The organism is Nostoc sp., from assembly GCF_036917755.1.
Classification (GTDB): domain Bacteria; phylum Cyanobacteriota; class Cyanobacteriia; order Cyanobacteriales; family Nostocaceae; genus Nostoc.
In genome coordinates, this window is record NZ_JBALFC010000110.1 from 1 (window position 1) to 10698 (window position 10698).

Here is a 10698-nt window from a genome sequence, read left to right on the forward strand (position 1 = left end):
TTGGCTATCAAAATCGAATTTGGCGATCGCTATTCTCAAGCTAGTATCTACCACAATTTGGGAATAGTTGCCCAATATTTGCGGGAATTTGAGGAAGCGCGGCGCAATTACCAACAAGCTTTGGCTATCAATATCGAATTTGGCGATCGCTATTCTTCTGCTAGCACTTACCACGAGTTGGGAAGAGTTGCCCAAAAATTGCGGGAATTTGAGGAGGCGCGACGCAATTACCAACAAGCTTTGGCTATCTATATCGAATTTGGCGATCGCTATTCTCAAGCTGTCACCTACCACAATTTGGGAATAGTTGCCCAAGAATTGCGGGAATTTGAGGAGGCGCGGCGCAATTACCAACAAGCTTTGGCTATCAATATCGAATTTGGCGATCGCTATGAGCAAGCTGACACCTACCACAATTTAGGAATAGTTGCCAAACAATTGCGGGAATTTGAGGAGGCGCGGCGCAATTACCAACAAGCTTTGGCTATTAAAATCGAATTTGGCGATCGCTATTCCCAAGCACTCACCTACTACTGTTTAGGAACGCTTGCAGAAGCAGAAGAAAACTACGCAGAGGCGAGGGTTAATTTGCAGACAGCGTTGGAGATATATCTTGAGTATAAGGAAGAATATTGGGGGGCGATCGCACGGGAGGCGTTAGAGAGATTACCAGAGTAATGGCAAGGTGATCGCTTGTTTAAAGCGCCTCCCATTCATCTCTACTAACTTGAGCCTGTTTTAAAATTTTTGCCAGTAAGCTTTTGCTGATATCTCCTTCGTGGGGGTTAGGAATGATTAATCTCAGTTCATCTTTAACCATAAATTGATGTTTTGTACCTGAGTAAGACCCTTCAAAAGCAAGTTTTTTCAGGTAATAAATTAAATCCCTGCGGTTAATCGACCCAAAGTTTGGCATTAAGCCGCATCCTTTTTTAAAGCAAGAGAGATTCCATCTAATTCAGGTAAATTATGCCCTAACTGTAGTCCTAAAATAATCCACTCTTCTAAAGATTGTTTTAACTCTTCTCTGCAAACTTCCAGTGTAGATGCATTTGCATATAACCCTTGCAATTCAGGTACTTCTGCATAAAAAGTACCATCTTCTAAGATTTCATAGTTTGCTCTGTGCAAAGCTGCTTGAATATACTCTGTCAGCATTTGGAGATTTTGTACAAAACTGCCTATATGACTAAATTGTAAGCTAAAAATCAAAGTTTAGATTGGCGATCGCTATGAGCAAGCACTCACCTACCACACTTTAGTAACGCTTGCAGAAGCAGAAGAAAATTACGCAGAGGCGAGGATTTATTTACAGACAGCGTTGGAGATATTTGTTGAGTATAAGGATGAATATCGGGGAGCGATCGCACAAGAGGCGTTAGAGAGATTACCAGAGTGATCGGGTGATGGCATTTAACAGGGGCGCGACCAGATCATACTCATTAGGCAGGTGTAGCAAGTCGATACAATGGCATTGTCAGCCGATACAATGGCATTGTCGGTCAATACAATGGCATTGTCAGTCGATACAATGGCATTGTTAGTCGATACAATGGCATTGTCAGCCGATACAATCAAATTGCAAGAGGTTGCATTGAGATAACACGGCGATGCAAATACTTAACGGCAAGATGCACTCATTAGCAAGTAGCGCGATCGCATCAATATAGTAGCGCTTGTTGAGTTCAATACAGACCTAACCCCCAACCCCTTCCCTACAAGGGAAGGGGAGTAAGATTCAAAGCCTCTCTCCTTTTAGGAGAGAGGTTTGGAGAGAGGTCAAAGTGTACGCCATACACAAAGCATCCAAAAAAAGGTGATGATTTGTAAACTAGCACATCAGTTTTCTGGCGCTAGAGTTGCAGAATTGCCAACGGGTGGTTCGGTGTATTCGCAAAAAATATTCAAGCCGATTTTGAGGATATATAAAACAATAACAGTTGCGATCGCTGGATCAATTGCCAAACCGTGTGCCGTCGCTATACCAACAAGGGAGATAATCAACCCTGTCAGCAAGGGTGAACTCCCTGGATTTTTGGTGTATTCTTTGAGTTGACCGCGAAAACCATCATCGCCACAAAGTTCCTCACGCAATACTTTTAGTGTGACTTGCCAAAGTGATTTACTTTGCTGCATCAACGGTTGCCCATTTTTCTCAATCCACAAATCCGCAAAAGCGCTTTCAACTTTGCCATTGTGTTTTTCCAAGTGATTCAAAGCGTGTTGTGCAGGCTCGTAATCTTGTAAAATCTCCCGTGCAACACTGATTTCTGTAAGACTTAATTGAGCATCCATGATTTATCCTCATTTTTTAGTTTGTCATTGGGCATTGGGCATTGGGCATTGGGCATTGGGCATGGGGCATTGGGCATGGGGCATTGGGCATTGATTATTAATTCATCTCCCTCATCTCCCTCATCTCCCTCATCTCCCAAAGGTTCAAAATACGTCAAAATTTAAATAAACGCGATCGCATCTTACCGACAATGCACATTACCCAAAGTCTCCATACAGCAATTCTTGTGACTGACTTAGAACGCTCTGAACACTTTTATGGCACAGTATTGGGATTATCCAAAATAGATCGTTCCTTAAACTATCCTGGTGCATGGTATCAAATTGGCGACTATCAACTTCACTTGATAGTTGCACCTACCGTCCCCACGGAAAACCAAAACGAAAAATGGGGACGTAATCCCCACATTGCTTTCTCCGTTGCTGACTTAGACGCAGCCAAACAGCAATTCCTCAATCATAATTATCCTATTCAAGCCAGCGCTTCCGGTCGCGCTGCTCTGTTTACTCAAGATCCTGATGGGAATATTATCGAGTTGAGTCAGCAGTGAGGGGGAGTGGGGAGTGGGGAGTGGGGAGTGGGGGATGAGGGGGATGAGGGAGATGAGGGGGAATTATTGAAAAAGTTTTTACCTAGTTCCGTCCTAATAACTAATGACTAATGACTAATGACTAATGACTAATGACTAATGACTAATGACTAATGACTAATGACTAATGACTAATGACTAATGAAAATCATTGCTTACTCTTACACCGATCCGCTATTAGAATCTTCTCCCGATCAAGCCGATTGGGGATGGGAGGTGGATCGAGTTTATGAAGATTTGGGTAAGCGAGAGTCCTTTGGACACGCTACGCGATCGCAATTACAACAATTACTTACCGATTGCCAAACTGAAGCAGCAGATTATCTGTTGATTCGGCGGTTGGAAGAATTAGGGGATACTGTAGAGGAAATTAGCGATCGCTTACATCAACTCGAAGCAATGGGAGTAGCGATAATTGCTACTGAACAGCCCTACACTTCCGAAAATTACCCTCTGGGCGCTGACTTGCTGAATTTGCTACACGCAATCCAACGTCAGCAACGTAGTCGTCGCATTCGTCAAGGACACGCCCGTAATCGTCTTGATGTTGCACCGCCACCCGGCAAAATTCCCTACGGCTATCGCAGAGGTAAAGGAAAATATACCATTGACCGCAGTACTTCACCAGTAGTCAAAGATTTTTTTGAAGACTTTTTACTCTATGGTTCTCTGCGGGGTTCAGTTCGTTACTTGGCGAAAAAATACGGCAAAAAAATCTCTGTAACTACAGGAAGACGCTGGCTAACTAATCCAGTTTATCGCGGTAATACAGCTTACCAAAATGGTGAAATTATCTCCAATACCCATATTCCGATAATTTCTAAAGAAGAAGCAGCCCAAGTTGACCGACTTTTACGCCGTAACAGCCGTTTACCATCCCGAACTGCTAGTGCTAGGCGTTCTTTAGCTGGGTTGGTTGTCTGTGCTGAGTGTCAGTCACATCTAACAGTTACTCGTGTCACCCAACGCAACCAAGATAAGGAGTATCTTTATTTACGTTCTACTAGCTGTCCTCAACGCCCCAAGTGTAAGGCTATTCCCTACCAAGAGGTTTTAGAACATACAATTGAAACAGTTTGCCGTGACTTACCCTTAGCTGTAGCGGGGATGAATTTTCCTCAGTTGGATGCAGTCAAGAATAGTTTAGGGCAAGCGATCGCACGTCAGCAAGAAATACTTGCTCAGTTACCCGCTTTAATTGAAACTGGAATTTTAGATGTTGAAACAGCAAAATTAAGGGCTTACAAACTCCGCACAGAAATTTCTGCACTCGAAGCAAAGTTGGCGACACTTCCCCCAGTTAACTTGCGTTCTGTTGCTCAAGCTGTTTCTATTCCCCAATTTTGGTTAGATTTGTCGGAAACAGAGCGACGATTTTATTTTCGAGAATTCATCAAGCAAATTGAGATTATTCTTCAGAATAAAGAATTCAAACTCCGAGTTATTTTTATTTTTTAAGATTCTCCTTCCCAGTCTCCGACTGGGAATGCCCCTCATTAAGGCTCCGCCTACCTTACTCGCGGCAGAGCCGCAATTGAAGAGCATTTCCAGCCTCTTGCTGGAAACGAGGATTTTAAAAGGGTTTTAGCTTAAGTTGACACAAATGAGCAATGTTCTCTACAACAGATGTGATTCAAATAAACGCTATTTCTGAGACGGTTGATCTTTAGTATAAGCAGCAGGTTTTGGCCCTGCATTCCGCACATTGATAAATTTATTGAGGATATCAAACCAAAAAGGCGCACCCATAGCAATAGCTAAACCACTGACTATCCAACCGCAAATTAATCTAAAAACCTGCCAACTTCTGATAAATAAGACGTTTCCACTATTCGGCTCAAACTGTTGATTGATGTTTTGCCATCCAATAGGTACAGAAGCATTTCCTAAAACTTTCTCGATTTCCCTTCTCGCCTCTGGGTCTTTGATGAAATCGGTTCGTTGACTTGCACTTTGAGTAATGGCAGAGCGAATAACCGAATCCTGCGACAATCTATTAACGAGGTGAAATGTATCAGTATTAGTTAATATGGCAATTGATATTCCAATTAGAATAGCAACTCCTTTGGCATTGCGCTTATAAACACCACTGGCTCGATCCATAGAGCGATCAAACCATGTTTCGACTTCATTTTTAAACTGATTTATTTCTTCTGTGAGGTCGCCAATCTTTATCCTACTACGTTCAGCAAGCACACGAAGACTATTAATTAAATTATCAGGTACATCATTAGGTAACTCTTGATTAACAAAATCTATAAATTTCTGGTCAATATCTCCATAAATTGTTTTAATCGTTTTGTAACTTTCACTGTTTGGATCATTAATACCTGCTTGCAGTTCTTTGTAAGATGCTAATATCATGTGCAAATTTGTTTTAACTTCATCACTAGGATGTTTCACATAATTAATTAACTGGGGAATTTTTAAGGTATCTAATAAAGTAATTGCAAATGTTTCAGAAGGAAGATAGGAAGGGGCGCTTTGTTTTTCTCCTAGTGCTTTTTTGTTACTGGTTTTAGTATTTTCCCGAAACTGCTTTTCTACTTTCTCCTTTGCTTGTTGATTCAAGGTATTAATCAAAGGATCGTTATAAAGTTTCTGTACTAAATTTCTTGCCTTAGTAATATCTGATTCTTCAGTTTCACTACCACCCCCTACAAGTAATTCAATTGAATTTTTTAAATGTTTAGCTCTCCATTGTAAAAATGTGGCAAGCAATTCCTGAATTTCCGAAGCTAGCAGGCTCAAAATCAAGTAAATAAAAACTAAGCCAACAGTAATATCCACGATTACAGGTAAGTTCATTGACCGGCTCCCATAATTTTATAGCTGCTTATTTTTGGAAAAAAGGCTTTGACAAGTAGGTAGACATAATTAAACATAAGATCAAACCTCACTCTCAATCCCTCTCCGAACTCACGGAGAGGGAAGGCGGAGGCAGGGTAAGGTTTTATATTTAATTTGACCCACTTACTTAAAATTGTATAACACAGATGTTTAACTATAAATAATCGCTTAATTAAATTTAAAATGCTAAAATTTGCTCATTGTCTAGCCATCTACATCGCTTAAAACCCTTTATTTAGTCCTCTTTGAGATGACTTGAGCTATTAGCGTTAGAATTTATTCTCAGGTGGCATGGGAACAAAGCAGAAGATTTAAAAAATCTTGGTAATTACTATCTAAAAAAATTACAAATAATTCCTTGAAATGTTCAGTCCGTCATTGAAACTCTGTAGCAATTATTTCCTACTTTTCGGAATTTAGCTAGCTTGCAACTAAGTAGATAAAAATTAAACTCAGCGTGACATTAAAAATAAAATACAAGTTCATTTACGGACAAATCAGCAGGTAATAAATAATTTATTGCCGGTATTATTTTTATCATCTATCCGCATAAATGTTCTTTAAATAACTAAGATAAATTTTTCAAAAAATAGCGCTAATTAGAGAAAGTTGAGTTAATCTTGGAAACTAGCAATTGTTAAGAATATACGTTGCTACTGGGTGGCAACATTGGAGATTCGCTAGATATCTCTATGTAATCAAACCAGCAAGTAAAATGATTACCAGAGAATATGCAAGAAGGAAGCTTTATTTGGAGTCATCTGGAAAAACAGCATCGCACGGTTGGCAAATGGATTGATTGGGTATGGCTAATAGTGTTGCTGTTGGCAGCAGTGTTACTGTTTAGCATCAATCTGGGAGGATTGCCCCTGCGAGATTGGGATGAAGGGACTGTGGCACAGGTTGCTCGTGAAATTTGGCACGCACCAGCAGGTTCAATGCGTTGGCTTTACCCAACACTCGGAGGCGAACCATATTATGACAAGCCGCCTTTGATGCATTTGCTAATTGCTTGGGCTTATTCTCTAGGAGGTGAAAATGAGTGGACAACACGCCTACCTGGAGCAATTTTAACCGCGACATCTGTACCTTTACTGTATTGCATTGCTCGTGAGATATTTCGCCAGCGTTGGGCTGCTATTTATAGCGCCTTAATTTACCTAACAATGCTACCCGTGGTGCGTCATGGGCGGTTAGCAATGTTGGATGGGGCGATGGTAAGTTTCTTGATGGTGATGATGTTGTGCGTGTTGCGATCGCGCCGAGATTTACGTTATTGTCTTGGTGTTGGCGTTAGTTTTGGGTTGATTTGCCTAACTCAAGGATTGTTAGGTGTATTATTAGGTGCGATCGCGATCGTATTTCTATTTTGGGATACGCCACGACTACTCACTTGTTACTATCTGTGGATAGCAATCTTAATTGGTATTCTCCCTGTAGCTGGTTGGTATGTTGCCCAACTAATTCACTATGGTTACACTTTCGCCCAAATTGCACTTGCAAACCCATCAGCAAGTCGAATTGGCTCTGTTGTAGAGGGGAATTCTCAACCACCTTGGTACTATGTGATTGAACTTCTCAAGTACACATGGCCGTGGTTATTATTCTTACCGCAAACTGTAAGTTTAACCTGGGAAAATCGCAATCTTAGCTGGGCAAAACTAGTAATGGCGTGGAGTGGTGTTTATCTGCTGATAATTTCCTTCATGATTACCAAAGTTCCCTGGTATTTATTCCCCATTTACCCTAGTTTAGCCTTAGCTTTTGGTATCCAGTTATCAGAGACGGAAAATTCGCCTTTACTCTCATCTTATCCGCGTGCTTGGGTGGCTGGTTTGGCAATACTTGCGATAGTCGCTTCTGCTGGTAGCATTTATTTCAGTTGGGGTACAACACCAAAAACAGACTTACAACTGATTTTTGCCGCAGTAGCTTTAACTATGACCTTAGCAGCTATTTTGGCAGAACGAGGCGACGGGCAATTTCTGAAGATTTTGTTTTGGGGAAGTTATATTTCGCTGTTGCTGTTAATGAAATCTAACTACTGGGTTTGGGAATTATCGGAAGCCTATCCAGTTAAACCAGTCGCCGCCATGATTGTGCGGGCAAATCCAGCTACAAGGAAGATTTACACATCTTTTCCCTATCATCGTCCCTCGTTGGATTATTATAGCGATCGCACTATCATTCCCGCTTCTGTTGGTGAACTGCAATATTATTGGCACTACAACGGCCAACCCTACTTTCTGCTTCATACATCTGCTTTCAACAATCTTCAACTAGAGTCAATGAAGCTAGTTGACCAAGCTGAAGGCTGGAAGTTAGTTACAAAAGATACTAATCGATTGTAAATGTGGGGCATTGGGCAATTCAATTTTGGATTTTGGATTTTAGATTTTGGATTAAATTTCAATCTAAAATCCAAAATCTAAAATCTAAAATTCTTACTCCCCACTCCCTCATCTTCCTCATCTCCCCCTGCCTCCCATTACCTCGTTCCCAGTCTCCGACTGGGAATGCCTATTTTGAGGCTCCGCCTCTAATTACCTCTAATTATTTGAAAAAATTTTTGAGTGCAAAAATCAGAAATTATGTTTTCGTTGTCAAACATTAGTTTTAAATACTTTTATAAAATACCCATAAGTATCTAACTGCACATATTGACTATGATAAATAATTTCACTAACTCGCAACCTGTGAGCGCGTAACTTATGACTATTAAAGATTCTAAGGATAATCTTCTGGCGAGGAAATAAATAATTGGAGATTCGGCAAATAAATTAGTGAGATGTATGTTATGGTTTTTATAGGAATCAAAAAAGTAAAAGCACAAAAAGACTTCAAGACAATTTTGAGGCAAGCTCAAGAAAGTTTTTTTGCTCTGGTAAGTCCACTTCAATTAGCTACATCTGTTTGTCACAAAAATCTAAAACTAGATTGAGTAGGATAGTAGCCTCCGTAACAACTTGAAGTCAATCAAAATTTATCTGGGTATCAGTCAATAAGAGTTGGCTAACCTAGTAAGAGCATTACCCGCTAAAGGCAATTACTCTTGGAGTCTGGGAAGAAAGACTCTTAGTACAGCCTGACAAATCCATAGAAATCCAGAATATTTACTAACTTAGTATAAGCGGGAGCAAATATTTTCAACCGCGAACTAAGTTGAAGCAGTTGCTGACTTTTGGAACGAAAACTCCAAGCAGAATGGTGTCGTTCCACAATTTTCAGGAATTTAACCATACTGTTAAAAGTCACCAAGATACTAGTCTAAGCCAGAGTGTTAGGGATTGCCCGTGCAGACATTATATATAGTACTGCACCTGTAGCTACCACTTTTAGGCTGGAATTTATCCGGCTGCATCAATCACGAAACGAGAAGCGCTATAGAAGTTCTTGGCGACTTGACATCTGCAAAATCAGAAAAGTTGTAGCGACCATTTAGAGTGGATTGCAATTTAGTTGGTTGTGTGGTTCAGGGAACAAATCTGCGTTCATTTGAATTCCTGCTGCAACCACTCTTCAGGCTTGAGCAACCATTTGGGATTCTGTTACAAAAACTGACAATGCTGAAGTCAAAGTGTTAAAGGCTTCGTTATTAGGAGATAGAGATTTATCTATCCCTTAAGCAATCGCTTTGTGGGTAAATATATTCTGATTTTAACTGTTTTTGCCAGGGTGCGATGTCTAGCAACAAGCCCTTTGGGTTCGGGGGTTCGCAATCGACGGGAACCGCCAAGACTGCGACCCCCTCACTGCTATATATTTACGCCAACAGGCTCTACTTCCCAACAGCATCAAGAGTAAATATTTCCCATCAAGCTTCAGATTCATTAACTAAATCATTGTAGGAAAACACAACCATGACTGACCCAAAGATTAGACAAATAGCTTTCTATGGTAAAGGCGGTATTGGTAAATCTACCACTTCTCAAAACACCCTAGCAGCAATGGCTGAAATGGGTCAGCGCATTCTGATTGTCGGTTGCGACCCGAAAGCTGACTCTACCCGTTTGATGCTACACAGTAAAGCTCAAACCAGTGTTCTTCAATTGGCTGCTGAACGCGGCGCTGTAGAAGATATTGAACTTGAAGAAGTAATGCTCACCGGTTTCCGGGATGTACGTTGTGTGGAATCTGGCGGACCTGAACCCGGTGTAGGTTGCGCCGGTCGTGGTATTATCACCGCTATCAACTTCTTAGAAGAAAACGGTGCTTACAAAGATGTTGATTTTGTAAGTTACGACGTTTTGGGTGACGTTGTGTGCGGTGGTTTCGCTATGCCTATCCGTGAAGGTAAGGCACAAGAAATCTACATCGTTACCTCTGGTGAAATGATGGCGATGTATGCAGCTAACAACATCGCTCGTGGTGTTCTCAAATATGCTCACACTGGCGGTGTGCGCTTGGGTGGTTTGATTTGTAACAGCCGTAACGTTGACCGGGAAATCGACTTAATCGAAACCCTGGCAAAACGGTTAAACACCCAAATGATTCACTACGTACCTCGTGACAACATTGTACAACACGCAGAATTGCGCCGCATGACTGTTAACGAGTACGCACCTGACAGCAATCAAAGTAACGAATATCGGACATTGGCTACAAAAATCATCGACAACAGGAACCTCACTATCCCCACCCCCATTGAGATGGAAGAGTTAGAAGAGTTGTTGATTGAATTCGGTATTCTCGAAAGCGAGGAAAATGCTGCAATGCTGATTGGCAAAACTGCTACTGAAGCACCAGTCTAAAGTATTGCTAAATAAATAATGGTCTGGGGTGGGCTGCTTGCTCACCCTTTCCCTGCACGTCTTTTAAATCGTCGTTTTAGCGATATTAATTTTGCGTTGACAGAACGTTTACAAGTGTTAAGCTGTTCCACATTTAAGTCGCATAAAATAGCAACAAGATAAACCAAGGGTGTGTGCATCATGCCAGTAAAAAGATTCCTGAAAGCGGAACA

At 41.1% G+C, this 10698-nt stretch carries 11 protein-coding genes; 6 read left to right on the top strand and 5 right to left on the bottom strand.

Features of this window, described 5'->3' with window-relative positions:
- Nucleotides 1-678 (top strand): tetratricopeptide repeat protein (locus V7L05_RS23970; protein ID WP_335167750.1); only part of this gene is annotated, 678 nt, incomplete at its 5' end.
- Nucleotides 679-697: 19 nt separating this feature from the next.
- Here the strand turns inward: V7L05_RS23970 and V7L05_RS23975 are convergent.
- Both V7L05_RS23975 and V7L05_RS23980 read right to left on the bottom strand, forming a co-directional pair.
- Nucleotides 698-916: a type II toxin-antitoxin system HicA family toxin gene (locus V7L05_RS23975; protein ID WP_335167751.1), complete on the bottom strand. Its 219-nt coding sequence runs from the start codon at nucleotides 914-916 to the stop codon at nucleotides 698-700.
- Nucleotides 916-1158, bottom strand: a complete 243-nt coding sequence (locus tag V7L05_RS23980; protein WP_335167753.1) for a type II toxin-antitoxin system HicB family antitoxin — start codon at nucleotides 1156-1158, stop codon at nucleotides 916-918. Before V7L05_RS23980 ends, V7L05_RS23975 begins: the two co-directional genes overlap by 1 nt.
- A 310-nt stretch (nucleotides 1159-1468) precedes the next feature.
- Here V7L05_RS23980 and V7L05_RS23985 point away from each other — a divergent pair, with 310 nt between their 5' ends.
- Nucleotides 1469-1603 (top strand): hypothetical protein, encoded by a 135-nt coding sequence (locus V7L05_RS23985; RefSeq protein WP_335167755.1) that lies wholly within the window; start codon nucleotides 1469-1471, stop codon nucleotides 1601-1603.
- A 236-nt stretch (nucleotides 1604-1839) separates the two neighbouring features.
- On the opposite strand, the gene V7L05_RS23990 is transcribed toward V7L05_RS23985, so the two are convergent.
- Complete coding sequence (locus tag V7L05_RS23990) at nucleotides 1840-2295, bottom strand: hypothetical protein (protein WP_335167757.1); 456 nt, start codon at nucleotides 2293-2295, stop codon at nucleotides 1840-1842.
- Entirely contained in the window at nucleotides 2280-2453 is a 174-nt protein-coding gene (locus V7L05_RS23995; RefSeq protein ID WP_335167759.1) for a hypothetical protein, read from the bottom strand. The genes V7L05_RS23990 and V7L05_RS23995 overlap by 16 nt, the downstream gene beginning before the upstream one ends.
- 33 nt (nucleotides 2454-2486) lie before the next feature.
- Here V7L05_RS23995 and V7L05_RS24000 point away from each other — a divergent pair, with 33 nt between their 5' ends.
- Together V7L05_RS24000 and V7L05_RS24005 are read left to right on the top strand one after the other, a co-directional pair.
- Entirely contained in the window at nucleotides 2487-2846 is a 360-nt protein-coding gene (locus V7L05_RS24000) for a VOC family protein (protein ID WP_335167761.1), read from the top strand.
- Between the two features lie 180 nt (nucleotides 2847-3026).
- Entirely contained in the window at nucleotides 3027-4343 is a 1317-nt protein-coding gene (locus tag V7L05_RS24005; RefSeq protein WP_335167763.1) for a recombinase family protein, read from the top strand.
- A 186-nt stretch (nucleotides 4344-4529) separates the two neighbouring features.
- Here V7L05_RS24005 and V7L05_RS24010 read toward each other — a convergent pair whose 3' ends face one another.
- The gene (locus V7L05_RS24010) at nucleotides 4530-5675 is read right to left on the bottom strand and encodes a hypothetical protein (RefSeq protein ID WP_335167764.1); all 1146 of its coding nucleotides are present in this window, start codon (nucleotides 5673-5675) and stop codon (nucleotides 4530-4532) included.
- A 791-nt stretch (nucleotides 5676-6466) separates the two neighbouring features.
- Between V7L05_RS24010 and V7L05_RS24015 the strand changes: the two genes are divergently transcribed.
- On the top strand, nucleotides 6467-8086 hold the full coding sequence (locus V7L05_RS24015; protein ID WP_335167766.1) for an ArnT family glycosyltransferase: 1620 nt from the start codon (nucleotides 6467-6469) through the stop codon (nucleotides 8084-8086).
- A gap of 1509 nt (nucleotides 8087-9595) precedes the next feature.
- Entirely contained in the window at nucleotides 9596-10486 is an 891-nt protein-coding gene (nifH, locus tag V7L05_RS24020) for a nitrogenase iron protein (protein WP_292801290.1), read from the top strand.
- Nucleotides 10487-10698: the final 212 nt, after the last annotated feature.

Coding starts and splice junctions, on each gene's coding strand:
- V7L05_RS23980 (WP_335167753.1), bottom strand. CDS start 1,158: ATGCTGACAGAGTATATTCAAGCAGCTTTGCACAGAGCAAACTATGAA.
- V7L05_RS23975 (WP_335167751.1), bottom strand. CDS start 916: ATGCCAAACTTTGGGTCGATTAACCGCAGGGATTTAATTTATTACCTG.
- nifH (WP_292801290.1), top strand. CDS start 9,596: ATGACTGACCCAAAGATTAGACAAATAGCTTTCTATGGTAAAGGCGGT.
- V7L05_RS24005 (WP_335167763.1), top strand. CDS start 3,027: ATGAAAATCATTGCTTACTCTTACACCGATCCGCTATTAGAATCTTCT.
- V7L05_RS23990 (WP_335167757.1), bottom strand. CDS start 2,295: ATGGATGCTCAATTAAGTCTTACAGAAATCAGTGTTGCACGGGAGATT.
- V7L05_RS24015 (WP_335167766.1), top strand. CDS start 6,467: ATGCAAGAAGGAAGCTTTATTTGGAGTCATCTGGAAAAACAGCATCGC.
- V7L05_RS23985 (WP_335167755.1), top strand. CDS start 1,469: ATGGCATTGTCAGCCGATACAATGGCATTGTCGGTCAATACAATGGCA.
- V7L05_RS24000 (WP_335167761.1), top strand. CDS start 2,487: ATGCACATTACCCAAAGTCTCCATACAGCAATTCTTGTGACTGACTTA.